The sequence below is a fragment of the Parablautia sp. Marseille-Q6255 genome (assembly GCF_951230155.1).
GTDB lineage: Bacteria > Bacillota > Clostridia > Lachnospirales > Lachnospiraceae > Choladousia.
Map to the genome: position 1 here is coordinate 1 of NZ_CATNVD010000017.1, position 25,077 is coordinate 25,077.

36 protein-coding genes are annotated in these 25,077 nt (G+C 42.8%); 34 read left to right on the forward strand and 2 right to left on the reverse strand.

All coding sequences use genetic code 11. From position 1 onward, the window contains the following. Both QOX44_RS13595 and QOX44_RS13600 read left to right on the forward strand, forming a co-directional pair. Positions 1–488 (forward strand): UPF0236 family transposase-like protein (locus QOX44_RS13595; protein ID WP_283683797.1); only part of this gene is annotated, 488 nt, incomplete at its 5' end. A gap of 350 nt (positions 489–838) precedes the next feature. Next, positions 839–1,414, forward strand: coding sequence for a pentapeptide repeat-containing protein (locus QOX44_RS13600; protein ID WP_283683799.1), 576 nt, complete (start codon positions 839–841; stop codon positions 1,412–1,414). 198 nt (positions 1,415–1,612) lie between these two features. Here the strand turns inward: QOX44_RS13600 and QOX44_RS13605 are convergent, their stop codons facing one another. Continuing rightward, a complete protein-coding gene (locus QOX44_RS13605) occupies positions 1,613–2,440 on the reverse strand; it encodes a helix-turn-helix domain-containing protein (RefSeq protein WP_283683800.1) in 828 nt (275 codons plus the stop codon). A 137-nt stretch (positions 2,441–2,577) separates the two neighbouring features. Between QOX44_RS13605 and QOX44_RS13610 the strand changes: the two genes are divergently transcribed. From QOX44_RS13610 to QOX44_RS13655, 10 genes are all read left to right on the forward strand, one after another. Then, the gene (locus QOX44_RS13610; RefSeq protein ID WP_283683802.1) at positions 2,578–2,775 is read left to right on the forward strand and encodes a helix-turn-helix domain-containing protein; all 198 of its coding nucleotides are present in this window, start codon (positions 2,578–2,580) and stop codon (positions 2,773–2,775) included. Positions 2,776–2,777: 2 nt separating this feature from the next. Continuing rightward, positions 2,778–2,972, forward strand: coding sequence for a DUF6462 family protein (locus QOX44_RS13615; protein WP_283683804.1), 195 nt, complete (start codon positions 2,778–2,780; stop codon positions 2,970–2,972). Between the two features lie 161 nt (positions 2,973–3,133). Continuing rightward, on the forward strand, positions 3,134–3,652 hold the full coding sequence (locus QOX44_RS13620; RefSeq protein ID WP_283683806.1) for a CHC2 zinc finger domain-containing protein: 519 nt from the start codon (positions 3,134–3,136) through the stop codon (positions 3,650–3,652). Positions 3,653–3,655: 3 nt separating this feature from the next. Then, positions 3,656–5,020 (forward strand): DNA primase family protein, encoded by a 1,365-nt coding sequence (locus tag QOX44_RS13625; RefSeq protein ID WP_283683808.1) that lies wholly within the window; start codon positions 3,656–3,658, stop codon positions 5,018–5,020. 257 nt (positions 5,021–5,277) lie between these two features. Further along, positions 5,278–5,571 carry a hypothetical protein gene (locus QOX44_RS13630; RefSeq protein WP_283683810.1) on the forward strand — a complete coding sequence of 98 codons (294 nt, stop codon included), beginning with the start codon at positions 5,278–5,280 and terminating at the stop codon, positions 5,569–5,571. Positions 5,572–5,669: 98 nt separating this feature from the next. Next, positions 5,670–6,179, forward strand: coding sequence for a hypothetical protein (locus tag QOX44_RS13635; RefSeq protein ID WP_283683812.1), 510 nt, complete (start codon positions 5,670–5,672; stop codon positions 6,177–6,179). Positions 6,180–6,476: 297 nt separating this feature from the next. After that, positions 6,477–6,629, forward strand: a complete 153-nt coding sequence (locus QOX44_RS13640; protein ID WP_283683813.1) for a hypothetical protein — start codon at positions 6,477–6,479, stop codon at positions 6,627–6,629. Between the two features lie 2 nt (positions 6,630–6,631). After that, positions 6,632–7,426, forward strand: coding sequence for a hypothetical protein (locus tag QOX44_RS13645; protein WP_283683814.1), 795 nt, complete (start codon positions 6,632–6,634; stop codon positions 7,424–7,426). Positions 7,427–7,577: 151 nt separating this feature from the next. Then, positions 7,578–8,006 carry a hypothetical protein gene (locus QOX44_RS13650; RefSeq protein ID WP_283683815.1) on the forward strand — a complete coding sequence of 143 codons (429 nt, stop codon included), beginning with the start codon at positions 7,578–7,580 and terminating at the stop codon, positions 8,004–8,006. Then, the gene (locus QOX44_RS13655; RefSeq protein ID WP_283683817.1) at positions 7,999–8,268 is read left to right on the forward strand and encodes a hypothetical protein; all 270 of its coding nucleotides are present in this window, start codon (positions 7,999–8,001) and stop codon (positions 8,266–8,268) included. The genes QOX44_RS13650 and QOX44_RS13655 overlap by 8 nt, the downstream gene beginning before the upstream one ends. A gap of 499 nt (positions 8,269–8,767) precedes the next feature. Here the strand turns inward: QOX44_RS13655 and QOX44_RS13660 are convergent, their stop codons facing one another. Then, a complete protein-coding gene (locus tag QOX44_RS13660) occupies positions 8,768–8,971 on the reverse strand; it encodes a hypothetical protein (protein ID WP_283683820.1) in 204 nt (67 codons plus the stop codon). 341 nt (positions 8,972–9,312) lie between these two features. Between QOX44_RS13660 and QOX44_RS13665 the strand changes: the two genes are divergently transcribed. From QOX44_RS13665 to QOX44_RS13770, 22 genes are all read left to right on the forward strand, one after another. After that, entirely contained in the window at positions 9,313–9,642 is a 330-nt protein-coding gene (locus tag QOX44_RS13665; RefSeq protein ID WP_283683822.1) for a hypothetical protein, read from the forward strand. Positions 9,643–9,825: 183 nt separating this feature from the next. After that, entirely contained in the window at positions 9,826–9,957 is a 132-nt protein-coding gene (locus tag QOX44_RS13670) for a hypothetical protein (protein ID WP_283683824.1), read from the forward strand. Positions 9,958–10,035: 78 nt separating this feature from the next. Then, entirely contained in the window at positions 10,036–10,194 is a 159-nt protein-coding gene (locus QOX44_RS13675; protein ID WP_283683826.1) for a hypothetical protein, read from the forward strand. A gap of 5 nt (positions 10,195–10,199) precedes the next feature. Then, entirely contained in the window at positions 10,200–10,349 is a 150-nt protein-coding gene (locus QOX44_RS13680) for a hypothetical protein (RefSeq protein WP_283683828.1), read from the forward strand. 179 nt (positions 10,350–10,528) lie between these two features. Further along, entirely contained in the window at positions 10,529–11,752 is a 1,224-nt protein-coding gene (locus QOX44_RS13685; protein WP_283683830.1) for a tyrosine-type recombinase/integrase, read from the forward strand. A 194-nt stretch (positions 11,753–11,946) separates the two neighbouring features. Further along, on the forward strand, positions 11,947–12,291 hold the full coding sequence (gene ylxM / locus QOX44_RS13690) for a YlxM family DNA-binding protein (protein WP_283683832.1): 345 nt from the start codon (positions 11,947–11,949) through the stop codon (positions 12,289–12,291). Between the two features lies 1 nt (position 12,292). Beyond that, on the forward strand, positions 12,293–13,642 hold the full coding sequence (gene ffh, locus QOX44_RS13695) for a signal recognition particle protein (protein ID WP_283683834.1): 1,350 nt from the start codon (positions 12,293–12,295) through the stop codon (positions 13,640–13,642). Positions 13,643–13,674: 32 nt separating this feature from the next. Continuing rightward, positions 13,675–13,920, forward strand: a complete 246-nt coding sequence (rpsP, locus tag QOX44_RS13700; protein WP_120392143.1) for a 30S ribosomal protein S16 — start codon at positions 13,675–13,677, stop codon at positions 13,918–13,920. A 16-nt stretch (positions 13,921–13,936) separates the two neighbouring features. After that, positions 13,937–14,167 (forward strand): KH domain-containing protein, encoded by a 231-nt coding sequence (locus QOX44_RS13705; protein ID WP_176851299.1) that lies wholly within the window; start codon positions 13,937–13,939, stop codon positions 14,165–14,167. 76 nt (positions 14,168–14,243) lie between these two features. Beyond that, complete coding sequence (rimM, locus tag QOX44_RS13710; RefSeq protein ID WP_283683837.1) at positions 14,244–14,753, forward strand: ribosome maturation factor RimM; 510 nt, start codon at positions 14,244–14,246, stop codon at positions 14,751–14,753. Further along, a complete protein-coding gene (trmD, locus tag QOX44_RS13715) occupies positions 14,750–15,541 on the forward strand; it encodes a tRNA (guanosine(37)-N1)-methyltransferase TrmD (RefSeq protein WP_283683839.1) in 792 nt (263 codons plus the stop codon). Before rimM ends, trmD begins: the two co-directional genes overlap by 4 nt. A 95-nt stretch (positions 15,542–15,636) precedes the next feature. Continuing rightward, complete coding sequence (gene rplS / locus QOX44_RS13720; RefSeq protein ID WP_283683840.1) at positions 15,637–15,984, forward strand: 50S ribosomal protein L19; 348 nt, start codon at positions 15,637–15,639, stop codon at positions 15,982–15,984. Positions 15,985–16,077: 93 nt separating this feature from the next. Then, positions 16,078–16,692: a signal peptidase I gene (gene lepB / locus QOX44_RS13725; protein WP_283683841.1), complete on the forward strand. Its 615-nt coding sequence runs from the start codon at positions 16,078–16,080 to the stop codon at positions 16,690–16,692. Between the two features lie 49 nt (positions 16,693–16,741). Next, positions 16,742–17,593, forward strand: coding sequence for a ribosome biogenesis GTPase YlqF (ylqF, locus tag QOX44_RS13730; RefSeq protein WP_283683842.1), 852 nt, complete (start codon positions 16,742–16,744; stop codon positions 17,591–17,593). A gap of 28 nt (positions 17,594–17,621) precedes the next feature. After that, positions 17,622–18,215: a signal peptidase I gene (gene lepB, locus QOX44_RS13735; protein WP_331488410.1), complete on the forward strand. Its 594-nt coding sequence runs from the start codon at positions 17,622–17,624 to the stop codon at positions 18,213–18,215. Between the two features lie 59 nt (positions 18,216–18,274). Beyond that, a complete protein-coding gene (gene lepB, locus QOX44_RS13740) occupies positions 18,275–18,784 on the forward strand; it encodes a signal peptidase I (RefSeq protein WP_283683844.1) in 510 nt (169 codons plus the stop codon). Between the two features lie 10 nt (positions 18,785–18,794). Further along, positions 18,795–19,553: a ribonuclease HII gene (locus QOX44_RS13745; protein WP_283683845.1), complete on the forward strand. Its 759-nt coding sequence runs from the start codon at positions 18,795–18,797 to the stop codon at positions 19,551–19,553. Between the two features lie 39 nt (positions 19,554–19,592). Then, positions 19,593–19,997 (forward strand): YraN family protein, encoded by a 405-nt coding sequence (locus QOX44_RS13750; RefSeq protein ID WP_283683846.1) that lies wholly within the window; start codon positions 19,593–19,595, stop codon positions 19,995–19,997. A gap of 50 nt (positions 19,998–20,047) precedes the next feature. Then, positions 20,048–20,944: a peptidoglycan editing factor PgeF gene (pgeF, locus tag QOX44_RS13755; protein WP_283683847.1), complete on the forward strand. Its 897-nt coding sequence runs from the start codon at positions 20,048–20,050 to the stop codon at positions 20,942–20,944. Positions 20,945–21,233: 289 nt separating this feature from the next. Further along, positions 21,234–22,808, forward strand: a complete 1,575-nt coding sequence (locus QOX44_RS13760; protein WP_283683848.1) for a response regulator transcription factor — start codon at positions 21,234–21,236, stop codon at positions 22,806–22,808. A gap of 11 nt (positions 22,809–22,819) precedes the next feature. Continuing rightward, complete coding sequence (locus QOX44_RS13765) at positions 22,820–23,665, forward strand: sensor histidine kinase (RefSeq protein WP_283683849.1); 846 nt, start codon at positions 22,820–22,822, stop codon at positions 23,663–23,665. Further along, positions 23,634–25,040 carry a hypothetical protein gene (locus QOX44_RS13770; protein WP_283683850.1) on the forward strand — a complete coding sequence of 469 codons (1,407 nt, stop codon included), beginning with the start codon at positions 23,634–23,636 and terminating at the stop codon, positions 25,038–25,040. Before QOX44_RS13765 ends, QOX44_RS13770 begins: the two co-directional genes overlap by 32 nt. Positions 25,041–25,077: the final 37 nt, after the last annotated feature.

Consider the following 25,077-nt stretch of genomic DNA (forward strand, 5'->3'; position numbering starts at 1 on the left):
ATCTGGAGCTGTATAAAAACAGCCTGTCAGAGGAGAAAGAGATCAAGGACGCGGAAGAACTGATCCGTTATTATAAAAACAATAAAGAGGGACTGCTGCCGTATCAGTCACAGGGATTAGAACTGCCGGAGAACCCGGAGGGGCTGGAATACAGAAATATGGGAACGATGGAAAACCATGTATGGAGCGTGATCGCGAAACGGATGAAACACAACCATACGAGCTGGAGCAAGCGAGGAGGGAACCATCTGGCAAAGATACTGGCAAAAAAATGCAGTGGAAAACTGTATGAAGTAACACAGAGTCTGAAGCAGCCATTGTTTGAGACGGAGACAGTCGAGGAGCTGTATAGGGAGATCCTGTTGTCAGCAAAGGCACCGAAGAAGGATGGAAAAGGTTATGAATATCCGGTGATCGGTCATGTAGTAGGCCTGGAAGGAAAGGTGCGAGGTGACGGACGGAAGCTGTTAGCAATGGCAGGATATTAAACAGCCCGGAACAAAAACAGATACCAAATGCAACACCTGTGAAGCCGCCGGTACTTAATGAATCAGAGTCGCAGGTGAGATGGATGAGGTCAGCTTCCGCTGCGAGCGAAATGGAGCGAGAATGCGTTAGCAGCGTTGCCTGTATCCTGAACGGGCGTATGATAAATCATGTATGAAAAAATTTGCCAACGATTACTTGACAGTAACTTGGAGCATCTTCTGATTGAAAATTCCCCGCTGCTGCCGTACAATATTTTAATTATAGAGGATATCGGATGATCGCCGAAAACGCAAACAAAGAATAAATCAGAAAAAGAGCGTTTTTTTATCTGTGAGGAGGCTCATAGTTTATGGAATACGAATCACAAAAGTTTGAAAAATTAAATATAGAAGGGAAGCGCTTTGAGAATCTGACCTTCTCGGAATGTGAGTTTTACAGGTGTGAGTTTTTTGAAAATGTGCTGGAGCGCTGTGCGTTTAAAAATTGCATTTTTCACAAGTGTGTGATCGTCAATAATGCGTTTTCGCATACTCTGGCAGCGGGGAATCGCTTCACGGGGTGCACGGTCATCGGCTTAAACTGGGACAAGATCACGCAGCCGCATGTGCTGTTTCTGCCATTTGAAAAATTTGAGGACTGTGTGCTGAAATATAATGTGTTTTATCACTTAAAGCTGAAAAGACTGGATCTGCATGGCTGCGATCTGCAGGGAAGCTTTTTTGAGGAGTGCGATCTGACAGAGGCGGATTTCAGAGACTGCAATCTGGCAGAGACAGTGTTTACCGGCGCTAATCTGACGAGGGCAGATTTTCGCGGTGCGAAGGATTATGTGATATCGCCGCAGGACAACCGGGTGCGCAGGGCAAAGTTTTCGTTTCCGGAAGTGATGAGTCTCCTGCGGTGCCTTGAGATTGAAATAGAATGAGAGGAGAGGGGCATATGCAGATTGTAAATTAAAAATAAAAAAATCAAGTGTCAATAAAAAATTTTTGACATGAATATCTTAGAAATGCCGTGTTTATACGGTGTCTAGGAATTAAAAATAGGATTTTGTGACAATGTTGTGACAAAAATGAGAAATCCCCCTTTTCCGGCTGTGTGCTGGGAGGGGGGATCTTATTTTTTATGGTATTTTTCTAAATTCAATTTCTTCTTCAGTGAGATATTCTGGTATTTTGGTAAGCAATTCTAATAATTCAATTGCTTTATTTCTACCAGCAAAATTTAATTGAGAATATGCGGATTCAAGGTATTTTTGCTGCTGAGCTTCCTCTGAATACTGGGAGGGTTCTTCTTTGTAACAACGCACAGGATAAAATTCAAAGGGGGTTAAATGTGGACCTGAATATTTTTCAAGTAGTCTAAAATAAACATTTGAAGGAATATCATCAACATAAAAGCTTTTTTCCAATTCATACCGGCAATATGTATTGTAATCAACATGATTGATATCTAACCCCGAACGATAGAGAGACTTTGAAAATTCAGCTTCAAAACCATCTATTATTGCATTATATATTTCATCTTCTGTCGAGTCCTTAGAATTTAATACATTTCTAACCCGTTCTAATACTGTATCAGCTTCTTTGTAATCAAGAAATTTTCCAAATTTATCAAAGGCCTGTTTGTACTTTTTATGATATTCTTGATGTTCCTTTATTTGGTATCTATTAGAAGGAGAGTATGTAAAATGGCAAACATCACATTGCACTTGTAATGCACAGGAACTGTTAGTTGAGTCATTTTTAAATTCAAGAGCATTAGATATTAACATACTCATAGAAATATCCAGAATTTCAGCTATTTTGTTTAACATTGCTATTTTAGGTTCTCGTTTATCTAATTCATATTGTTGTAAAGTTCCTGTTGCAATGTTTAGTTTTTCAGCTAAATCTTTTTGACTTAATTTTTTCTTTTGTCGCAAAAATTGTATTTTTTTCCCTAAGGTCATTATAACCACCTCCTTACACAATCTATAATATCATAAAAAAGAAAAACAATCAATTTGAATGTAAAAAACTAGTTGCACAATCTTAAAGAATGTGATAATATGTAAATATATTCAAAATGAATGTGAGGAGGTAAAGAATGAAAGCGAATGTTGTAAAGGTAAATATTATTATGGCGAATAATTATATGAATACAAAAGATATTCAGACAATTACCAAAATGCCGCGACCAACACTTAATAATGTGATGTCTGGGCGTTCTGTTCGCCCTGCAACATTAGGACGAGTGGCAAAAGCTTTAGGTGTCGATGTTCGTGAAATTATGGAGGTGGAATAGTATTGAATTTAGCTAAAAACCGTAATGAGAATGGAGAATTGTTAACGATTCAACAAACGTGCCAACTCTCAAATCTAGGACAAACAGTGGTTAGACAGTTAGCTGAAGAGTCTAAAGCGGTTCGGCGGATTGGGCGAAGTTACCGAATCAATAAAAAAATTTTTTTTGAATACATTGAAAATGTGTTCGCAGAATGACTCACATCAGATAAAACCTCAACAGAGGATCAATTCACAAAAGAACCTACGGGAATAATTTACAAAAGACAAATCGCCGAAATCCGGCATAAATTCCAAATTAATAAATGAAGTTAGGAGGACGAGTTGTCCGGACATAAAACTGCGGTTTCTCCTAAAAAATGAAAGAAGATTTTGAATTAATAAAACAGAAAATTAGAATTGAAGATATTTCTAACTACCTATTAGGCAAAGATGTACGAGGAATGTATAAATTTCCTCAAGAGCGAACAGCATCAATAAAAATCTATCCCAAAACACAATCATTTTTTGATTACGGGCGTGGAATCGGCGGCGATGCTATTCGATTGTGGAGCCATGTTCGTCAAGTCGATTCATGGATAGCTTTAAGTGAAATTAAATCTGCATATGGCATTTCTAATTCGCCTGATAAGGAAAATATACGGCAGAAAATCCGGCAGCAGGAACTAGATAGGCAAGCAGCTAAAAAAGTAGAGGAAAAACGGAAAGAACAATGGAGAAATAAGGTTAATTCGTTGAAAGCAGAATTTACTATTTATGAAAATTTACTTGCATCAGAGCATATATCACCTTTGTCGTGGGTTTGGTGCGAGTGCAAAAATAGGAGCCAGCTTTTAAATTATAAACTTGACTGTTTGTGCATTGAGGAAGGTGGTTGAGATTTGCAAGTTGATAAGATTCAATTTCATTTGATTGATTCGCATGGAAAGCCGACCGGGACGTTTGATTTTCGAATTTTTGAATACATAACAAATAATTATCCAATGTTTGTATGCGGCTGTCCATATATTTATGATCATGGCGTATTTGAGCCAGATCTCCAGGGCACCAAATTGAAAAAGATAATTCGTGAATGTTTATTTGACCAATTCAAGAAAAGCCGCACAATTAACCAAATCTACAACTTGATAGTAGATGCGGACGAACTACAAAAGGATATTGCAAAAGCAAACCAATATCCGAAAAGTTGGGTTAATTTTCAGGATTGCATGGTGGATTCTAAAAGCATGAATCAAATAGAACACAGCCCCCAATTTTTGAGCATTAATCAAGTGCCCTGGAAATGGGAGGATGTGAAAAAATCTTCAGAGGGCACAGAAATAGAACGTTTTTTCAGCTTTATTTTTAACTGTACAGAGGACAAAGAAATGCTATTGGAATACGCTGGCCTATGTCTGACGAAAGACACGTCACAGCAAAAGTTTTTAATTTTGTGTGGTCTGGGCGGAACAGGAAAAAGCCTTTTGATTTCCTTGATTGAAAAAGCGGTTGGAGTATCTAATGTAAGCAATATCTCGCTTCAAGAGCTGAGTAGGCGATTTTCAACATCATTATTGGTCGGGAAAACGTTAAATTCATGCGCTGATTTATCCGTAGAAGCTTTGGAAGATACGGCAACAATGAAAAAATTACTAGGAGAAGACTTTATTTTCGGGGAACAAAAAGGAAAAAATGGGTTCATGTTCAAAAATTACGCTAAAATGTTGTTTTCTACTAATACTCTTCCTCTTGTAACATCAGAGCGAACGAACGGCTTTTTTCGGCGATTGCTTATTCTGAAGATGGACAGGCAACCGGAAAACCCAGATCCGAATTTGATGGAACGACTTGAAAAGGAACTACCCTACTTCGTGCAATTGGCAGTTCTGGCATTGCATGAAATGTATCAACGCGGAACCATCACAGAATCAGCAAACAGTCGTCAAGCTGTGGCACAGATGAGGCGAGATTCGGACGTTGTAGAAAGTTGGCTGGCTGAGCGTTGCACCGTTAGAGCAGAATTGAAAGCGGATCGTACACTGGCGTTTGATGACTTTAAAGAATTTTGTGAAGCGGAGGAACGGACAGCACTCACTAGGAACAGTTTTTTCAAAGCTTTAAGGACAAAGAATTTTTCAGAGGCACGAGGAAAAACGGAACGCTATTTTTGTGGATTTTCTGTCGGCAAAGTGACGGCAGACAATCAAAAAAGTGACGATTTTATTGTTGTGACGCAGGAACAGCTTAAGGATTTGCCATTTGATTGAAAAAGTGACGTCAGTTTTTAGTCAAAATCGTCAGCATATCGTCAGTATTTGGAAAAAAGTGACGGCTGAAAAATCTTGAATATTCAATGATTTACAGCGATTACCGTCAATACCGTCAGTTTTTTACTTATAACTATGTAAAACAATGATAATAAGTATAAATACATATATAAAAGAAGTTGCGAGAAAAAAATGGCGAAAGTGACGCAAAGAGATTTTTCCTTATCAGGCCTGATAAGACAGAAAGGGGTAAATACATGGATTTTAAGCAGCGGTATTTTAATATTTGGAGCGAAGCATGGCAGCTTCACAAGAAGTTTGCTGGAATGGCAGGAAATGATGAAGAATGGGGTGAACTTGTTCAGACTTCCGAAGAAATCATGAAGGAATATGAAAAGGAACCACAAGCAAATTTTATGAAGTCGTTATTGTTGGCGGTTCTGGCGGAAATTGAGAGGAACTGTCAGTCAAGAGGAAAGGGAGGTGCGTCAGATGGAATACATGGCAAATTGGAACCGGTTTGTACAGGAGACACTGAAGCAGCGGGATAAGCCAGATAGAGAAGATAAGGGCAACCGCTGCGAACAACTTAACATTACAAAAAAAGTTGAAAATAACAGTGATTTTTCAGAGAAAGAGAGTTTGAAAGATGGCAAAACAGAATAATTTCCCAACAGGTCAATTAAATGAGGTTCCGGCTGAATTTGTGAAAGGCACAGTTAGTTCATTAAGACAATTATATGATAAAGGCAAACCGGAAACAGATATGGAACTTGAAAGCCGGATTGATGAATATTTTCAATTTTGTGAAAATTCTTCAATTCGTCCGGGCGTGGAATCGTTGGCGGTGGCGTTATCGACTACAAGAACAACTTTATGGAACTGGGAGCATGGCGTGGGGTGTAGTGATAGGCGGCAAGAGTTAATTTCAAAGGCTAAGGCGTTTATTACGGCGTTTTTGGAGCAGATGATGTTAAGTAATAAAATTTATCCAGGAAGTGGGTGCTTCTTTTTGAAAAACTGGGCAGGCTACAAAGATTCTGTAAGCGTGGAACCAGTAGAAAATAATAACATATACCCAACAAGTAGCCGGGAGGAGATCGCAGCCAGACACGCCGGATATATTGGGGCAGCAGAGCCGGAAAAGCCGGAATTTTAGACTATTTGTCACAACAAATGTCACAAGGTAATAAGATAAGGCTTGCAAATGGCTTATTTACAAGAAAAATCAAAGGTTACATATCAAGACAGAAATTTTGACATACGGTTTTGATACATCGGAAGAGAGCCGGGAGGGGTGTATGTAGGCCACCGAATAGCTCGGGCAAGGTGCTTTTGTTGCCGAAACCAATAAAAAGGCCCTCCTGCTGCCGACCGCAAAAAATTTCAAAATTTGCAAAAAGGCACTTTTAACAAGCGTACCCAGAAGTACGGGTTCAAAAAGGGAGTTGATGACATGGAAACAATTAGAGAGCCGCCGAAAACATTTGAAGAATTTATGAAAATGTCATGGACAGAAAAACGCCGGGTAAAAGAAGAATCTCCAGATCAATACTGGTCTTTTATCGGGCAAATTCGAAAATTAGAGCGTATAGTAAAGGAGAATTAAGAATGAATAAGTTTGATATTTTTAGAACGATTTTATCCCAGTTTACAAATGAGATTAGCCCACTTGCAGCAGAGAAACAAAAAAGGGCTGAGGAAATAAAAAATACATATCTCCCGGAAAAACGGAAAGAAAAATTTGAACAGTTGGATGAAGAATACAGCCAAAAAGAAAAAGCGATTCGGTCAGAATATCTTTCCATGCTTGAAAACAGTGTGAAAACCATGCAGGCCGCAGAACAAGGAAAGACAACTAGTCGAATTGATTTTGAACTGCTAAATGAACTGAATATTTTATCCTCTGCCGGCATTCCGTTGAGCAAAGAGGAAATTTCTATTTACGCAGAAAAAGCACTTCGTTCCGGTTCTTCCATCTGCTGCCGGAAAATAACAGATATGGCTGGAAAATCAGGTTTTAAACTATCGTTGCCAGATGAGGCTACAGCAACATCAATTATAAATGAAGCGGCTGAAAGGTTAATTGATTGTGTCAAAAGATTTGATGGCAATACAAAAATTGATAACACAACGACTACCGATGAACGCATGGTTAAAATGGCGGCGAGTGGGCTTTTCCTCGATAGCCTTGAAAGAAAGTTTTCTTCTGTGACGGTTGCTGATGTGGTTCTTGATGAAATTGACGAAAACGGTCAGAAAGTCGAACGGAAAGAAACAGAGAAAACGCCGTTGAAATTCTCTATTTCTATTGATGATAGTAATGAGGAAAGCCCGGCGGCTAAATATGCCAAAGAGTATTCGGAACGAATGGCGGCAACACCCATTGAGGTTAGTGGTATTTAATAATCATGTAGTAGATAAATAAAAATAGGGCAATTCCGGCTTGAAATAGCTTTAAGGTACTATTTAGCCTAAATTCATTTTGAGCCGGAAATAAGCCTAAAATCATAATGTGGAAGGGGAAAGAGAACGAAGGAAAGATCAGGAAGAAGCTTTGGAGTGGATTTTGAGGAATCAGTTGGGACGGAGAAACCTTACTGATTTTCAAAGAAATAGAATTGCACTGAAATACGAATCTGTTATTTCGGAAAGGATGAAAGGGCGTCAAGCAACTTCTACAGGAGGGAAGAACCCACAGCTTTTGACCAAATGGTCAGAAGCTGAAAAAAAGAAAAAAACAACAACGAGAAAGGAACTTGCCAAAATCGCTGGAACTTCACAAGGAAGTATTCAACGGACAAAATTGATTTTGAATAAAGGAACATCAGAACAAATTAAACGTGCGGAAAAAGGAGGAAAAGGAAACAGTGTGTCAGCAATAGCGATAATTGTTTTAGGGTGGGAATATACCGCCCACCCTCCTAGAAGTCGAAATAAGGCAAAAAATTATAATGTGGAGAAAGGACGCGGAATACATGAGTAATAATTGTTGTATGGTTTTGAAAATAATTGGTGTTTCGGTATATAACGGAACAAGCCGAGGTGGAAAACAATATACTTTGACAAATCTTGAACTTGATTATCAGGGGCGGAAAGTAAAAATCAAAGGTTTTCAAGAGGGGGCAAAAATTGGCGATTATGCGCAAATAGGAATTTCTACAAGAAGAAGTGTATACGGTGAGGAATTTTGCGTTGAGATAGAACGAATAATTCCTGCTGCCGAAATTGAAAATAATTGGAAATAATGTGATTGCCTGATATGGGAAACTGTGCTATGCTGACATTACGGAAAGTCAGAGCACATAAAAGGCGGCCTACCCTCCATCTCGGAGGGGCTAACCCTCCAGACCAAAGAGGAAAGGAGGGCGATGCCAATGTATGTTACATATTCGGATTTAATCCAGATAGGTATCTTGTTGGTTGCCCTTGCTAGTCTCATTTACGAGATTTTCAAGGGAAGAAAATAGCCGCCCACTACTGCGAATAGTGAACGGCTGATGCTGTAAAGCATATAGTTGATTATTATTGAGGGTAGGCTGTGTGTTTCTGACTTTCCCTTTTCTATTATCAATATAGCATATCTGGCAGCAGGATACAAGCAGAAAATGAAGAAAACCGCCCTTACAATAAAGACGGTTCTTCATTCCTTTAGACTTGTGCCAATCTTTCAGAAAATTGCCTATACAAATATTCTATAATTAATATAGCATATATCTGATGCGAAGGCAATAGCCTGTTTCCTGCCTATTCTTCCCTATCAGGCAAATTATCCCTGGACATTCTTTCGTCAATAGATTTTTTTATGTAGCCATTTACAGTTTCTCCTGCTGCATCTGCTGCCGCTTTGATTTCATCATACTTTTCTTTTTGAACATCAAGCGGGATGCGTTTAAGTTTGTTTTTGGCGTATTCCATATTATATTTAGTTTTAGCTGTAAGTTCAGTCATTGTTTCACTTCCTTCCGTAGGACGTTATAAAAATGGTGACACCTTTTCTATTATGTACATAGTATACCATAAAATCAAGACTATGTACATGGTGAAAATAACAGAAATACCACGTACATATTTGTGAAATATGTCAATAGACTATAAGCTACGTACGTGGTATAATGAGGACATAAGATAAAGGAAACGGAATAAGCGAAAGGTGAAAACGAAGTAGCGAAAGCACACCGGAGACACCGACATAACACCGGACAAGGGTAAGGGGATAATGAGATGGTCAAGATACCTTAGATAGCTTTAAGACCTGCCGGGGCTTGTTCCAATACAAAGGAGGTCATAAGATGAAATACAATTTAGGCCAGATAATGAAAAAGGCATGGGAACTTTTCAGAAAAGCGGAAATTACATTTTCCGAAGCACTTCACAGGGCTTGGCTGTCTGCAAAGGCTGTTGAAATTAACCAAAACCGCATTGAGAGAGCTAAAGCGGCGGCAGGAGTCACAGAGGAAACAAATACATGGAGTGAGTGGAAAAAGCTGGGATATGAGGTTATACATGGCAGCAAGGCTGTATTTGGTGCTGATTTGATATGGGGCAGTAAAGGAGATGGAGCCATGTATAAAGCCAGGTTCTTTGGACGATCACAGGTTCAGGAGGTGGTTATAGCGTGAGATACCGCATTGATTTTTGCGGGGAGCGTCAGAGCTTAGTCGTAAATAGCAGAAGGGATTTATTGGATTGGCTTAAACTTTTACATCCAAATACAATAGAAGATATACGAAAATTATATAACAGCGGTATTTCTTATTCTGTTATTGGTACCTATGATAAATACATAAGATAAGGAGAAAGTTATGCAAAAATGTGTTTGTATTCCTGTGGAACGATATGAGTTAATGTTGGCTACCTACGATAAAGTAGTTAAAGAATTGGAAGATGCGAAAAAAGCCCTTGAAGAAGCGGCAACTTCTCCAAAGGCAGAATAACCCGGACAAAAGCATAAAAGCCGGATATACTTCGATTATATGGCTTATTCGGCTAGAAATCAAGGAGGACTTTGAGAAATGCACAAAGAAACTTTAGCAAGTGAAATAATCGCTGAATTACAGGAAACAGCTGACCGAAAGAAACAGTTGATTGATCTGATTAATAATATTGAGAAACCGGAACTGATTGATTATCTATTGGGATTAGTGTCTGGAATAATTGAAAAGTGGGGGTGAAAGTTATGGATTATCAGAAGAATATTGTGGAGATGGTTCAGAAAATCACAGACGAATCAGTACTGAAGATTATTTGTGATTTCGTTACAGTACCATATAACAGAGCAAAATTAAAAAATGAGGGGGAGCAGTCAGCATGGACTACAAGAAAATGATTTTTGATTTGTTAGACAAAGTACAGAATGAATATATTTTAAAACGTGTTTATCGGCTTTTGGAGTATCTGTACATTAGAGGGTAAGAAAGTAAGGGCTGGGGATGGTTTATGCTTTATTAGGCCATTTCCCGGCTTTTACTAAATAACGAGCCTGATAATGAAGAAAGGGTGGAGATTATGGCAGGAAAGCGGAAAGACAATAAAGGGAGAAATCTGAGAACTGGAGAGTATTATGACTCAAAGAACAAACGGTATATGTTCCGAAAAATGATTGATGGAGAAAGAATATCAATTACGGCTACAGATTTGGCTGAATTAAGAGCACAGGAAAATGAGTTGTTGTGCCGGATTGACAAAGGAAATAAATTAAATACCAGGGATGCAAAAATGTCTTTAAATTCTTATTTTGATTTCTGGATGGAGACTTTTGCCAGAAGTGGAAGAAAAGCCACTACCTGTATAAATTACAAATCATATTATAATACATACATTAAAAATACCATAGGCAAAAAGCCAATTGGAAAAGTGACAAAGGTGGACTGCCAGAAGATTATTAATGATATGATTGCATCTGGAAAGAAACATTCTACCATGTCAAACCTGAAAAGCTGTTTGAATTTACTATTTGAATGTGCGGTGGATGATGATGTTATTTTGAAGAATCCGGCGAAAAATCTTCAAATACCTCAGACTGAGAGCCAAAAAAGAAAAGCTATCGAACAGAATCAGATTGATGTATTCATGGAATATGTGAAACATAAAAAAGAATATGCCTATGCGTATCCAGCGTTCGTGATCCTTTTTAATCTGGGACTTAGGATTGGAGAAATGGCAGCTCTTACATGGAATGATATTGATTTCAAGCAGAATACGATTACAATCAATAAAACACTGAACAGATACAGGAAAGTGGATTATGGTTTTACGATGGGGATTGCTTCGCCTAAAAGCAAAACTTCTAATCGAACTATTTATATGAACAGTGTAGTAAAGACAACTCTGTTAAAGCTGAAAATGTCAAGCGTAGCAGTGCAAGGCGAAAAATTGCCGTATGTGGATGATTCTGGCCATAAGAGAGGGGAGGTCTCTGGGTTTGTGTTTTATAATAGCATTGGTCATGTATGGAATGAACCTAGTTTCCGAGAGTTGATAAAAAGAATTGTGAAGAGAATAAACAGAGATGCGGAAAAGAACGGCACAGTACAGATTGAAAACTTTTGTCCTCATATGGCACGCCATACATATACAAGCCTTGCTTATTCGGCTGGTGCAGATGTAAAAATAGTTAGTCAGATATTGGGGCACGCTTCTACATCAATAACATTAGACACCTATACACACCTTACAGAGGATAAACAAAAAGAACAGGAGAACATTGCGAGGACTGTGAAAATATCATAGTAGTTTGTGACAATTTCTGTGACAAATAAAAATATTAAGATGAAATAAGATGGTGCAAGACGAAAATGAGGAAAACGGAAAGACCTTGATATTACAAGAGATAAGCAAAGACGAAATAACACGAACATAAGTTCGTAAAGAAAAAATACTTGACACCGCACGGTTTTTGCTATAAGATAGCAGAGGTGATGGACATGGATGATTTTTTAAGGCAGTCGCTTCTGTATGATTTTTACGGGGAGCTGCTGACGGAGCATCAGCGCAGTGTATATGAAGAGGTTGTGGGAAACGATCTGTCATACTCTGAGGCGGCAGAGGAATTTGGCATCAGCCGTCAGGGGATACACGAGCTGGTCAAGCGGTGCAATAAGATCCTCGCGGGATACGAAGAAAAGCTTCATCTGGTAGAACGCTTCCTGCGGATACGGGAAAATGTGCAGCAGATCCAGAAACTGTCCTCACAGTATGAGACGATCGAGAAGGAAGTACTGGCGCACAGAGTGCTGGATATTTCCGATATGATTTTAGAGGAGTTATAATATGGCTTTTGAAAGCTTATCCGAAAAGCTGCAGAATGTATTTAAGAATCTGCGCAGCAAGGGAAGACTGACAGAGGCTGACGTAAAGACAGCGCTTCGTGAGGTTAAGATGGCTCTTCTGGAAGCAGACGTCAGTTTCAAGGTAGTAAAACAATTTATTAAGTCCGTACAGGAAAAAGCAGTCGGACAGGACGTGATGAACGGGCTGAATCCGGGACAGATGGTGATCAAGATCGTAAATGACGAGCTGGTTGCGCTGATGGGTTCACAGACAACGGAGATCGCCCTGAAATCCGGCTCTGAGATTACTGTCATTATGATGGCAGGTCTGCAGGGCGCAGGTAAGACGACTACAGCGGCGAAGCTGGCGGGCAAGTTCAAGTCCAAGGGACGGAAACCACTGCTTGTTGCATGTGATGTATACCGGCCGGCTGCGATCAAGCAGCTCCAGGTCAATGGTGAAAAGCAGGGGGTAGAGGTCTTTGCGCTTGGCGATAAGATCAGCCCGGTCGAGATCGCGCAAAGGGCGGTCGAGTATGCGAAAGCAAACGGTTTTAATACTGTGATGCTCGATACGGCAGGGCGGCTTCATGTCGATGAAGACATGATGAAAGAGCTGCAGCAGATCAAGGAGCATGTGGCAGTTGATCAGACAGTCCTCGTGGTAGATGCCATGACAGGACAGGATGCGGTGAATGTCGCTTCCATGTTTGAGGAGAAAATCGGGATTGACGGAGTTATCCTGACAAAGCTTGACGGCGATACGAGAGGCGGCGCAGCGCTTTCTATCAAAGCGACCTGCGGAAAACCGATCCTCTATGCAGGTATGGGCGAAAAGCTTTCCGATCTGGAGCAGTTTTACCCGGATCGTATGGCGTCCAGGATCCTCGGTATGGGCGATGTGCTTTCCCTGATTGAAAAGGCACAGGAGACGATAGACGAGGAAAAAGCGCGCTCTATGGAGCAGAAGCTGCGCAAAGCACAGTTTGGTTTTGATGATTATCTTGAGAGCATGAACCAGATGAAAAACATGGGCGGTCTCTCCAGTATCCTGAGCATGATGCCGGGAGTTGGCGGCGCTCAGATGAAACAGCTCGAGGATGCGATCGATGAGAAGAAAATGGGGCGCATCGAGGCGATGATCCTCTCCATGACGCCAAAGGAGCGGTCGAATCCGGAGATCCTTAATCCGTCGAGAAAGCGCAGGATCGCGGATGGCGCAGGCGTGGATATCAGTGAGGTAAATAAGCTGGTAAAGCAGTTTGAGCAGAGCCGCAAGATGATGAAGCAGTACTCCGGTATGTTCGGAGGTAAGGCAGGTAAAAGAGGCAAGTTTAAACTTCCCTTTTAACATAATACAAAATCCCTAAGGAGGTGAAAGTGATGGCAGTAAAGATCAGATTAAGAAGAATGGGACAGAAAAAGGCTCCTTTCTATAGAATCGTTGTAGCAGATTCCAGATCACCGAGAGACGGAAGATGTATCGAGGAGATCGGTACTTACAACCCGAACACAGATCCGAGCGAGTTCAAGATCAATGAGGAGCTTGCAAAGAAGTGGCTTGCAAACGGTGCTCAGCCGACAGAGGTTGTCAGCAAACTTTTCAAAGTAGCTGGTATCGAGAAGTAAGATAGAGGTGAGCATGATGAGAGAGTTAGTTGAAGTAATTGCAAAGTCTCTAGTCGAAAATCCGGACGAAGTAGTAGTTACTGAGAAAGAAAGTGGGAAGGCTCTTGTTTTGGAGCTCAAGGTCGCACCGTCCGATATGGGCAAGGTGATCGGCAAACAGGGGAGGATTGCAAAAGCAATCCGCTCTGTTGTAAAAGCTGCAGCATCGAAGGAAGACCGGAAGGTGATTGTGGATATTTTACAGTAAAATCGACTGCCGTGATTGATCATACGATCAGTACGGCAGTTTTTTGTATCATGGGAAAGAATACGAGGAGAAAATTATGCAGGATATTTTACAGGTGGGGGCAGTGACATCGACGCATGGTCTTGCAGGAGAGGTCAAGGTGTTTCCAACGACGGATGATCCGAAGCGCTTCAAAAAGCTAAAGCAGGTACTCCTGGATACCGGGAAAGGCATGCGGGAGCTTGAAGTGATGCAGGTGAAATTTTTTAAGAATCTTGTGATACTGAAGTTTCGCGGCTGTGATAAGATCGAAGACGTGATGGCTTTTAAGGGGAAGAATCTTTACGTAACGCGGGAACACGCAGTGAAGCTGAAAAAAAATGAATATTTTATCGCAGATCTGATCGGAATGGATGTCTGCCTTGAAGACGGCAGTCATCTCGGAATGCTTGAGGAGGTTCTGCAGACAGGTGCGAATGATGTATATGAGGTGCGTCTGGAAGACGGCCGGGAGGTGCTGATCCCTGCGATCCGCCAGTGCATTCTTGAGGTGGACGTAGAAGCGGGGCGGATGACGGTACATTTGCTGGAGGGGCTGCTTGAATGAATTTTTATGTGATGACATTGTTTCCTGAAATGATTGAAAACGGAATGCATACGAGTATTACCGGACGTGCGATCGCAAAGGGGCTTCTGTCTTTGGAAACGGTAAATATCCGTGCGTATTCTGAGACTGGAAATGGAAGGATAGACGATTATCCCTATGGGGGCGGCGCGGGAATGGTGATGCAGGCAGAGCCGGTTTGCCGCGCATATGAGGGACTCGTGGAAAAAATCGGATCCAGGCCGCGTCTGGTATATCTGACGCCGCAGGGCAGAGTATTTGATCAGAGGATGGCAGAAGAGCTGGCGCAGGAAGAAAATCTGATCTTTTTGTGCGGACATTATGAGGGGATTGACGAGCGTGTGCTGGAAGAGATAGCGACAGACTTTGTGTCGATCGGAGACTACGTGCTCACAGGCGGCGAGCTTCCTGCGATGGTCATGATGGACTCGATCTCAAGGATGGTGCCGGGAGTACTGAGCAATCAGGAATCCGGGCAGTTTGAGAGCTTTCAGGGAAATTTGCTGGAGTATCCGCAGTACAGCCGTCCGGCAGTATGGCGCGGAAAGGAGGTGCCGCCTGTTCTTCTGTCAGGACACCATGGCAATGTAGACCGCTGGCGGCGCGACCAGTCGATCCTGCGGACATTAAAAAGTAGGCCGGAGCTGCTTTTGGAGGTTGCATTTGATAAAAAGGACCGCAAATTCCTCCGGGCGCTGCTGGCAGATGAAGGAGACGAGCGCCTGACGGAAGAACAGAAGAGTTTTTTGACAAAACTTCTTGCATTTTAGGAAAAAACATGATAAAATTATTTGCGTTGTGAGAAAGAGATGGTCCTCTGTTACAGATTGTATTAAGAACATCCGAGAATATAAGGAGGCACACAATGAACGAGATTATTAAGAACATTGAGGCTGAACAGCTTCGCGCAGACGTACCGCAGTTTAACGTAGGTGATACGGTAAAGGTTTACGGTAAGATCAAAGAGGGAAACCGCGAGAGAATCCAGGTTTTCGAAGGTGTTGTTATTAAGAAGCAGGGCGGAAGCGTCAGAGCTACGTTCACAGTTCGCAAGAACTCCAATGGCGTAGGTGTTGAGAAGACATGGCCGCTTCATTCTCCGTCAGTTGAGAAGGTAGAAGTGATCAGACACGGTAAAGTAAGACGTGCAAAACTGACTTACTTAAGAGGTCGTGTTGGCAAACGTGCTAAGGTGAAAGAACTGGTGAAATAATGAGTGGATCAGGGAGAATTACATCGTGTGAATTCTCCCTGTTTGCGTTTTGATGCCACAGTATCCGGCGTCAGACGGGGGAAGGAGTGTGTGATGAAAAGGCAGAGACAAAGGCGCAGAGAGCCTGGCGTGATGGAGCTTGCGCAGCCGGCAGAAGCTGTGCCGCACAAAAAGAGATCCGTGATCCGCAATATATTTTTGTGGACCTTTGAGATACTGGTTGTCATTTTGTTTGCGTACGTTGTAGTCTATTTTTTTGGACAGTCACGTACAAATGTCGGTCAGTCTATGGATGTAACGCTCTCGGGCGGTGATACGGTGCTTTTGAATGTCCTTTCCTATCGGCTCGGTTCACCGAAAAGAGGCGATGTGATCTCATTTAAACCAAATGGGAGCACGACCGGCAGATCAAGCATCAAGCGTGTGATCGGACTTCCGGGTGAGACGGTACAGATAAAAGACGGTATGATCTACATTGATGGTGTTGTATATCTGGAGAAAAAGAGTTATCCTGTTATTACGAATCCGGGTATGGCAGCAGAAGAGATCACGCTTGGCGATAAAGAGTACTTTGTTCTGGGTGACAACCGGAACAACAGCGAGGACAGCCGGTTTGCCGATGTAGGACTGGTGCATTCCAGCTTTATTGAAGGAAAGGTATGGTTTGTCCTGTCCCCGTCAGAGCATCGCGGTTTTTTGAAGGAATAAGAGTACAGGCTGCCTGTGCCGGAGCCGGGCAGCGGAAATGGAGCAGTGAATGAATTATCAGTGGTATCCCGGTCATATGACAAAGGCCAGGCGGATGATGCAGGAAGACATTAAGCTGATCGATCTGGTGATCGAGCTGGTGGATGCGCGAGTGCCCGCCTCCAGCCGCAATCCGGATATTGACGAGCTGGGAAAGAACAAAGCGCGTCTGATCCTTTTGAATAAGTCTGATCTGGCAGATGAGCAGCAAAATCAGCTGTGGGCAGAATATTTCAGGAAAAAAGGATACTCCGCCGTAGCGCTCAATGCAAGAAATGCAGCAGGGATGAAGCAGATCCAGGCGGCCGTGCAGGAAGCGTGCAGAGAAAAAATCGAGAGGGACCGCAAACGAGGTATCATGAACCGTCCGGTGCGGGCAATGGTTGCAGGTATCCCGAATGTCGGAAAGTCTACCTTTATCAATACATATGCGGGAAAGGCCTGTACGAAGACCGGAAACCGTCCGGGTGTGACCAAGGGGAAGCAGTGGATCCGCCTGAACAGGAACGTGGAGCTTTTGGACACGCCGGGGATCCTCTGGCCGAAGTTTGAGGATCAGAGTGTCGGGCAGAAGCTTGCGGTGATCGGTTCGATCAAGGATGAAATTTTGCAGGCGGAGGAGCTGGCTTTATGGATCCTTGATTTTATGCGGGAAACGTACCCGGGACGGCTGGCGCAGCGCTATCAGGTACCCGAGGAAGGAACTGCGGTACAGCTTCTGGAGCAGATCGCGCATGTGCGCGGCTGCAAGCTAAAAGGCGATCTGCCGGATTATCCGAAAGCAGCAGCGCTTATTGTAGAAGACTTCAGAAGCGGCAGGCTCGGGCGCATTACATTGGAGCGGCCGCCTGCAGAAGAATAAGATAACATATACGAAAGTGGTGAAGAGTATGGAGAATCAGAAAGAGGGACAGAATCCGGAAAATGGCTCTTCCGGTGAAAAGAAAATGGACCTGAAAAAAGAGATTTTAAGCTGGGTGCTCTGGCTTTTGTTTGTAGTCGTGTTTGTCTATGTAGTGATCACGTTTGTCGGGCAGCGCACCGTTGTAGACGGCAGATCGATGAACCCGAACTTAAACGACGGCGACAATCTGATCGTTGAAAAGCTGTCCTATCGTTTTAAGGATCCGGAGCGCTTTGATATTATCGTGTTCCCGCCGCAGGGGGCGCCGAATGAGCATTATATCAAGCGTATCATCGGGCTTCCGGGGGAGACTGTGCAGATTGATACGGACGGAACGATTTATATTAACGGAGAAATCCTGGAGGAGGATTACGGACTTGAGACGATCCAGAATCCGGGGCGTGCGGCTGAACCTATTACACTGGGGGAAGATGAGTATTTTGTGCTGGGGGACAACCGCAACAACAGTACAGACAGCAGGACAGAAAAGGTAGGAAATGTAAAGCGTGATACGATCACGGGGCGTGCATGGGTACGTATCTGGCCACTGTCGGATTTTGGAGTATTAAAACATCAGTAAACGGTGGGTGAGGAAAATTGCGTCAGGCACAGGGAAAGAAAAAGAGCATATGGAAGGAAATGATAAGCTGGATTTTTTATCTGCTGCTTCTTTTTGGCGCAGTCTATCTGATCGTTCATTACGTTGGAGAGCGGACGCAGGTGCGGGGGGATTCGATGTACCCCTCGCTCTGCGATGGTGATAATCTGATCGTAGACAAGATCTCTTACCGGTTTTCTGATCCCGGGCGTTATGATATCGTGGTATTTCCGTTCCGCTATCAGGAGGGGATGTTTTATATCAAGCGTGTGATCGGGCTTCCGGGAGAAACTGTACAGATCCAGGATGGAAATATCTATATTAATGGAAAAATCCTGAAGGAACCCTATGGAAATGAGCCGATCCGCAATCCCGGACTTGCCTCAGAGGCGATCACACTTGGCCAGGATGAGTATTTTGTGCTGGGGGACAATCGGAACAACAGTGCGGACAGCAGAGAGCCGAGTGTGGGCTGTATTTCACGGGAGGATATCATCGGAAGAGCTGTGCTGCGTATCTGGCCGGCATCCTCGATTGGTTTTTTGAATTAATGAGGTTAGTATGAAAAAGAGTATCAGTGAGATCAAAAAAGAATTTGCAATGGCCGACAGCGAGATGCTCCCTGCTCTGTGTAAGAGGTATGCAGAGGATGAGAGGGCAGGCGTTGCCGGCCTGATTGCGCAATATCAGAAAAAACTGGAGCGCCTGGAGGCAGAACGCAGCCGCCTGGATGCCATGCGCGAGTATGAGCGCAGATATGCCGGATACGGTGTGGTCTGCGGGATCGATGAGGCCGGGAGAGGGCCTCTGGCCGGTCCTGTCGTTGCAGGCGCGGTGATCCTTCCGCAGGACTGCGAGATTTTATATCTGAATGATTCCAAAAAGCTCAGTGAGAAGAGACGTGAGGAGCTGTATGAGGAAATTCGTGAGAAGGCTGTCTCCTGGGCAGTCGGTATGGCTTCTCCGGCCCGGATCGATGAGATCAATATTTTGCGGGCTACGTATGAGGCTATGGCGCAGGCAGTGTCGCAGCTTGCTCCCGCTCCGCAGGTGTCGCTAAATGATGCTGTCCGGATCCCGCAGCTTTCTATTATGCAGGTGCCGATCATCAAGGGAGATGCGAAGAGCGTTTCAATCGCCGCGGCAAGCATTATGGCAAAGGTGACCAGAGACAGGCTGATGAAAGAGTATGACGCCGTGATGTCTCAGTATGGTTTTGCATCGCACAAGGGCTACGGATCAGCGGCGCACATTGAGGCGATCCGCAAGTACGGACCCTCGCCGATCCACAGAAAAAGCTTTATTGGAAACTTTTTATGATGTTTTGCCGGAGGAGGATGTCAGATTCGGATGCAGCGCATGAAACAGAAGAAAGCGGCCAACAAAGAAACACTGTGTAAGGCGGCACATCAAAAAACGAGTAACCGTGCGTCAGGGCTTGCGTATGAGAAGCGCGCCGCACAGTATCTCGAAGCGTTCGGTTACCGGATTCTTTCGTATAATTACAGATGCCATCTGGGAGAGATCGACCTGATCGCGAGGGATGGCAGGTATCTCGTATTTGTAGAGGTAAAATATCGTGCGGATGCCCGGAAGGGATACGGTGCAGAGGCAGTGGATCTGCGCAAGCAGCGGCGTATCATCAACAGTGCGCGATGGTATCTGATGGAGCACGGGTGTCCGGAAGATGAGCCCTGCCGCTTTGACGTAGTAGCATTTCTTGGCGGGGAGGCTGTGCTGATCCGGGATGCGTTTTCCTGCTAAACGTGCAGGCGGGCAGTGATACAGGAGAGTAGAGCAGGCGGAGACAGATTATGACAGAAGAGAGAAGAACGAATAAGAAGACTCAGATAAGAGGAGACAGAACGCTTTTTTGCAGAAAGGGCGGTGCACCTCTTTTGCAGGAAAACTGGAAGGACGGCGTCCTGTATCTTACCTTTCCCGGCCTTGATGCATGCGGGAAAGTGATACATGGCTTTTCTACACGCATCGGTGGTGTAAGTGAGAACGAATTTGCACAGATGAACCTCAGTTTTTCGCGTGGAGATGAAAAAGAACGTGTCATGGAGAACTACAGGAGGATCGCCGCGACAATTGGATTTGACGCGAAGGATATTGTCTGTTCGGATCAGACCCACACCGCGAATGTGCGGGTGGTGACGGCACAGGACTGCGGCAAGGGCTATACAAAGCCGCGTGATTATACAGATGTAGACGGGCTTGTGACGAACGAACCGGGCGTAGTCCTTGCAACTTTTTATGCAGACTGCGTACCTTTGTATTTTGTAGATCCGGTGCATGGTGCAGTCGGTCTGTCCCATTCGGGATGGCGCGGTACGGTGGGAGATATTGCAGGGGAGACAGTTCGTACGATGAACCGGCAGTACGGCACAGTTCCTGCGGATATCCTCGCAGCGATCGGACCGTCGATCTGTCAGGACTGCTATGAGGTCAGCGAGGATGTGATTGTGCAGTTCAAAGAAGCGTATGAGACAGACTTGTGGGAAAAGCTGTTTTATGCGAAAGGAGCTGGAAAGTATCAGCTTGATCTGTGGGAAGCATGCAGACAGAACATGCTTCGCGCAGGCATATTGCCAGAGCATATTTCGGTGACCGATATATGCACCTGCTGCAATCCGGATGTATTATTTTCCCATCGCGCTTCGCATGGAAAGCGCGGTAATCTGGCGGCATTTCTTGGGCTGCGCTGATTATTTAACTTAAAAAGAAGAAAAAGAACGGGAAGCTTGCAGAATGGAAAGGCAAGCTTCCTTTGTTATATATAGCAGTTATAAAATTCCTTCGTATTATTGAGAAAATGAGACAGAATGAGACAGAATCAGAAATTTGGTTTTGGTTTTCGATATTCTGTGGTATACTTGACATGGCATAAAACTCCTTGCTGTGTACATGCATTTTGACAGCTTAACAGCTCATATGCGAGTGAGTTTATGTCTTTTTCTGAGAAAAATGTACATTAGAAACATAGAGGAGAAAGAAATGTATAAGGCAATTATCGTTGATGATGAGATGAAAATCTGTCAGTTGATTCGATGTTTGGGAAAATGGGAAACGCTTCAGATAGAGATTATCGAATGTTGTCAGGATGGAGAAACTGCCTTGGAATGTATTTTCAGAGAACGCCCGGATATCGTTTTGACAGATATCCGTATGCCGATTTATGATGGCTTGGAGATCATTCAAAATGTGAGAAAAGAAGGTCTGGAAACAGCTTTTATTGTCATCAGCGGTTATAAGCAGTTTGAATATGCGCGACAGGCACTCCAGTATGGTGTAGTAGACTTTCTCGTGAAGCCGATTAACGAAGCTGACTTAAATATTGCACTGGAAAAGGCGATTGCGGCAATCAGTGATATTCGGAAGCGTGAGGAAGCCGATTCAATTTTGCTCAATAGTGAGCGAAGAGAAAAAGAACAGCTTTTATCGAATATGGTATCTTTAAATGAAAATGAGAAAGTGTTCGAGAAATTGGAGAAAAGTGCAGAAAAAATACAGTTTGAGAGCGAAGTGTTTCAAGCGGTATTAATTAAGACCAACAGGCAGGATCTGAACCAGACAGAGTCTGTGTTTTCTGAGAATATGGTTCATTTTGTAGAGGACATGTTTCAGATAGGGGAAACGATTGCAGTTGCACGAGATGGGGGGATTTATATCCTGCTCAACTATAAAAAAGAAGAGGAACCTCTGATAAAAAATGGTTTTTATGAAATTTTGAAACACATCAAGCAGGAAAGCGATATTTACGGGCGATTTGAAGTGACTCTTGGTGTGGGATTGCCAGTTTATAATATTGGTCAGATGTGTCATTCTATACAGACAGCAAAAGCGGCCTGGCAAGAACGCATCATCCGAAATGAACGCGAAGTGATTGAATATGGGAGATTAATACAGTCAGAGGAAAAATGCAGGGCATATTTGCAGGATGAAGATTGGAAGGAGCTAAGGCGCTTTTTGGAAAACTGTGATGTGAATGGTATCAAAATGGTATTACGGACGATGGAAGCAGGCGTTGGGCGGGCGAACCGTATTAGTGTGCAGGTATTGTTAGAAGAGGTTAAGCAGATTATTATTATGGTACAGAAGCAGATCAGTGACGATGAAGCGGATTGCAGCAAGGCAGTAGAAAGCATTTTTGAAGAAATGCGATTGTGTAATACAGTTTCGGATCTGTTTTTGCGATTAACACATTTTTCCGTTACACGTATTCAAGCGTACCATGAAGAAAAAATGATGGCGAAAAAAATGCCGGTACTTGCGGCAGAAAAATTTTTGGCCCAGAATTATATGAAAGATATTTCACTGGAGGATATGGCAGAGCAGGTAGATTTGAGCCCTACATACTTTTCAAAATTATTTAAAAGTGTGGAGGGAAAAAATTATATTGACTATCTGACAGAGCTACGGTTGGAAAAAGCGAAAGATCTTTTGAAGACTACAAATCAACCGATTAAAACGATTGCTCTGGAAGTGGGTTATCCAAATGAGAAGTATTTCCACAAATTATTCAAAAAGGTTGTTGGAATTAAGGCCAGCGAGTACAGGAAACTGCATTAGGAAGGAGCGCCATGAGCACGCAGATAGTGATAGTGATTTTGATCAGCGCAGCGATCTATAGTGTGACGATATTTTTCATGCAACGACGTCAGAAAAAGACAAACACGCTTCTTTTGGAACAGTTTGCAAGAGAAAAGAAGAGTATGGAAGAAGAGTTTCTATCAAAGACATTGAGTAAGCAGGTGCAGTATGAAGCATTGCAAAGTCAGATCAACCCGCACTTTCTTTATAATACGCTGGATTCTATTAGGGGAGAGGCGATGGTTGCAGGAAATATGAGTATTGCAGCTATGACGGAGCATTTATCGCGATTCTTTCGGTATTGTATATCAAATAAGGGAAATGTGACAACGATTCTTGATGAGATCAATAATATATTTGACTACTTTCACATTCAAGAGTACCGTTTTGGCGATAAATTTCACTTGATCACAGAGGTAGAAGAGTCTTGTTATAATTATCGTATTCCGCAGATGACGTTGCAGCCGATTGTAGAAAATGCTATTTTTCATGGACTGGAGCGAAATAAAAATGGCGGGACAGTGACAATTACAATCTTTGAGACAGAAAAACATGTGCGTTTGCAGGTTTCGGATAATGGTCTGGGAATGGATGAAACACAGTTGAATAAGCTGAATGAAAGCCTGCTTGGTACGGAAGAAATTCATCGAAGCAGAAATGAGGAAAGGAAAAGAACAGGGATTGCACTTCAGAATGTAAATAAGCGCATTAAATTATGCTATGGAAAAGAGTATGGGATTACAGTCCGTTCAACCCTTTACCTTGGTACAGATGTAATGATTGTAATTCCTAAGACGAGAGAAAATGAAGAAAAAGGAGATTTTGTCCTGCCGTAATTTGTGTGTGGGACGGCATTATGGATTAAATCATTTTCAGATGGAAGTTTATCAGTCGGAAGGGGTGCTGGTATTGGGGAACTGTGCCTCTGGAAAAGAGATTTTAAGAGAACTGTTAGTGGGACAGAGGATACAGTACGAAGGTACTTTTTACTGGATGGAAGAAAGTATCACACCTAAAAAGTTGCGTGAAATTATTAAACAGCATGCGATTTTTTATGTAAATCCTGATAAAGTGCTGATTGAGAATTGCAGTATTGCAGAGAATATTTATGTGATTCGCACGCGTAAGGGAAAAGGCATTGTGATGCCTTCGGCAAAAGCGATTCATATTCAGACCGCCAACCTTTTGCGTGAATTTGAAATTTCATTGAATCCACAGATGCTTGTAAAGGAACTTACATATTTTGAGCGTTTATTGGTGTGTCTGATAAAAGCAAAATCTTATGATAGCAAAGTGGTGATTTTAGAACATTCTGATGACAATTTGCAGCCGGGGGATCTGGCAGTGTTAAAAAAAATACTTTTGCGCCTGAAAGAGCAGGGGACATCATTTATTTTTCTTGCGGAGAAATATGATAATGTGCGCGAAATGTGTGACCGCGTAATCTTGATGAGTGATGGGAGAGATAAAAAGACATCGACAACAGACAGCATTATCAAAGAGGAGATACCGTATTATTGGCTGGGAGAAGCGTACCGGAAAAATCGCTTTTCGGCAGCAGGTGCGGTCAAAGCGGATGTCTGGATTGAAAAAGAAGATGTGCATGACATGCGCAGAAAAAATGTGATGGGTATTTTTGACAAAGACTGGGGAAGCCGTGAGGGAACGCCAGAGGATCTAAAAAAACTATTTCTGGAAAATTGTGAGGTTATGCAGCCGTACAAAGCATTTACAGAAAATCTGTTTGCTACAGAAAAATTTAAACGGAAGCAGTATTTATATGTAGAAAATCGAGAATATGATAAGCTGCTGGGCGATATCTCTCTGGCAAATAATCTGATGCTTTGCAGAGACTTGCGCGAGTTTTTCGGAATGATTCATAAATCAAGGGAAATGATTTTGGAAAAAGAGTTTTATAAACAGTTTCCATTTCTGGTGGCACGCGGCAGACAATATTCGGATCACTTTTTTTACCGTTTGGTAGCTATTTACCGGTTAGAAAGATTTCACCAGAAGCTAATGATTTTAGATAATCCATTTGTGCGTCTTGATGTGGCGGAGGAAAACTATATGCGGGAATATTTGCTACATTTAGCGCAGTGGAAAAAACTGATTTTGATCAGCCATCGATTACATGAGATTGATTGCATTGCGGGAACAGTATTGTATGTGGAGGATGGTAGAATTGTACAGATTGAAACGGTTGTGTAAATGACAAAAAAGGATACCATTTCACAAGAATGGTTCC

Bases quoted from the DNA above. Each gene is read 5' to 3' on its own strand.
- QOX44_RS13600 (WP_283683799.1), top strand. From the start codon at position 839: ATGGAATACGAATCACAAAAGTTTGAAAAATTAAATATAGAAGGGAAG.
- QOX44_RS13605 (WP_283683800.1), bottom strand. From the start codon at position 2,440: ATGACCTTAGGGAAAAAAATACAATTTTTGCGACAAAAGAAAAAATTA.
- QOX44_RS13610 (WP_283683802.1), top strand. From the start codon at position 2,578: ATGAAAGCGAATGTTGTAAAGGTAAATATTATTATGGCGAATAATTAT.
- QOX44_RS13620 (WP_283683806.1), top strand. From the start codon at position 3,134: ATGAAAGAAGATTTTGAATTAATAAAACAGAAAATTAGAATTGAAGAT.
- QOX44_RS13630 (WP_283683810.1), top strand. From the start codon at position 5,278: ATGGATTTTAAGCAGCGGTATTTTAATATTTGGAGCGAAGCATGGCAG.
- QOX44_RS13635 (WP_283683812.1), top strand. From the start codon at position 5,670: ATGGCAAAACAGAATAATTTCCCAACAGGTCAATTAAATGAGGTTCCG.
- QOX44_RS13640 (WP_283683813.1), top strand. From the start codon at position 6,477: ATGGAAACAATTAGAGAGCCGCCGAAAACATTTGAAGAATTTATGAAA.
- QOX44_RS13645 (WP_283683814.1), top strand. From the start codon at position 6,632: ATGAATAAGTTTGATATTTTTAGAACGATTTTATCCCAGTTTACAAAT.
- QOX44_RS13655 (WP_283683817.1), top strand. From the start codon at position 7,999: ATGAGTAATAATTGTTGTATGGTTTTGAAAATAATTGGTGTTTCGGTA.
- QOX44_RS13660 (WP_283683820.1), bottom strand. From the start codon at position 8,971: ATGACTGAACTTACAGCTAAAACTAAATATAATATGGAATACGCCAAA.
- QOX44_RS13665 (WP_283683822.1), top strand. From the start codon at position 9,313: ATGAAATACAATTTAGGCCAGATAATGAAAAAGGCATGGGAACTTTTC.
- QOX44_RS13670 (WP_283683824.1), top strand. From the start codon at position 9,826: ATGCAAAAATGTGTTTGTATTCCTGTGGAACGATATGAGTTAATGTTG.
- QOX44_RS13675 (WP_283683826.1), top strand. From the start codon at position 10,036: ATGCACAAAGAAACTTTAGCAAGTGAAATAATCGCTGAATTACAGGAA.
- QOX44_RS13680 (WP_283683828.1), top strand. From the start codon at position 10,200: ATGGATTATCAGAAGAATATTGTGGAGATGGTTCAGAAAATCACAGAC.
- QOX44_RS13685 (WP_283683830.1), top strand. From the start codon at position 10,529: ATGGCAGGAAAGCGGAAAGACAATAAAGGGAGAAATCTGAGAACTGGA.
- ylxM (WP_283683832.1), top strand. From the start codon at position 11,947: ATGGATGATTTTTTAAGGCAGTCGCTTCTGTATGATTTTTACGGGGAG.
- ffh (WP_283683834.1), top strand. From the start codon at position 12,293: ATGGCTTTTGAAAGCTTATCCGAAAAGCTGCAGAATGTATTTAAGAAT.
- rpsP (WP_120392143.1), top strand. From the start codon at position 13,675: ATGGCAGTAAAGATCAGATTAAGAAGAATGGGACAGAAAAAGGCTCCT.
- QOX44_RS13705 (WP_176851299.1), top strand. From the start codon at position 13,937: ATGAGAGAGTTAGTTGAAGTAATTGCAAAGTCTCTAGTCGAAAATCCG.
- rimM (WP_283683837.1), top strand. From the start codon at position 14,244: ATGCAGGATATTTTACAGGTGGGGGCAGTGACATCGACGCATGGTCTT.
- trmD (WP_283683839.1), top strand. From the start codon at position 14,750: ATGAATTTTTATGTGATGACATTGTTTCCTGAAATGATTGAAAACGGA.
- rplS (WP_283683840.1), top strand. From the start codon at position 15,637: ATGAACGAGATTATTAAGAACATTGAGGCTGAACAGCTTCGCGCAGAC.
- lepB (WP_283683841.1), top strand. From the start codon at position 16,078: ATGAAAAGGCAGAGACAAAGGCGCAGAGAGCCTGGCGTGATGGAGCTT.
- ylqF (WP_283683842.1), top strand. From the start codon at position 16,742: ATGAATTATCAGTGGTATCCCGGTCATATGACAAAGGCCAGGCGGATG.
- lepB (WP_331488410.1), top strand. From the start codon at position 17,622: ATGGAGAATCAGAAAGAGGGACAGAATCCGGAAAATGGCTCTTCCGGT.
- lepB (WP_283683844.1), top strand. From the start codon at position 18,275: ATGATAAGCTGGATTTTTTATCTGCTGCTTCTTTTTGGCGCAGTCTAT.
- QOX44_RS13745 (WP_283683845.1), top strand. From the start codon at position 18,795: ATGAAAAAGAGTATCAGTGAGATCAAAAAAGAATTTGCAATGGCCGAC.
- QOX44_RS13750 (WP_283683846.1), top strand. From the start codon at position 19,593: ATGAAACAGAAGAAAGCGGCCAACAAAGAAACACTGTGTAAGGCGGCA.
- pgeF (WP_283683847.1), top strand. From the start codon at position 20,048: ATGACAGAAGAGAGAAGAACGAATAAGAAGACTCAGATAAGAGGAGAC.
- QOX44_RS13760 (WP_283683848.1), top strand. From the start codon at position 21,234: ATGTATAAGGCAATTATCGTTGATGATGAGATGAAAATCTGTCAGTTG.
- QOX44_RS13765 (WP_283683849.1), top strand. From the start codon at position 22,820: ATGAGCACGCAGATAGTGATAGTGATTTTGATCAGCGCAGCGATCTAT.
- QOX44_RS13770 (WP_283683850.1), top strand. From the start codon at position 23,634: ATGAAGAAAAAGGAGATTTTGTCCTGCCGTAATTTGTGTGTGGGACGG.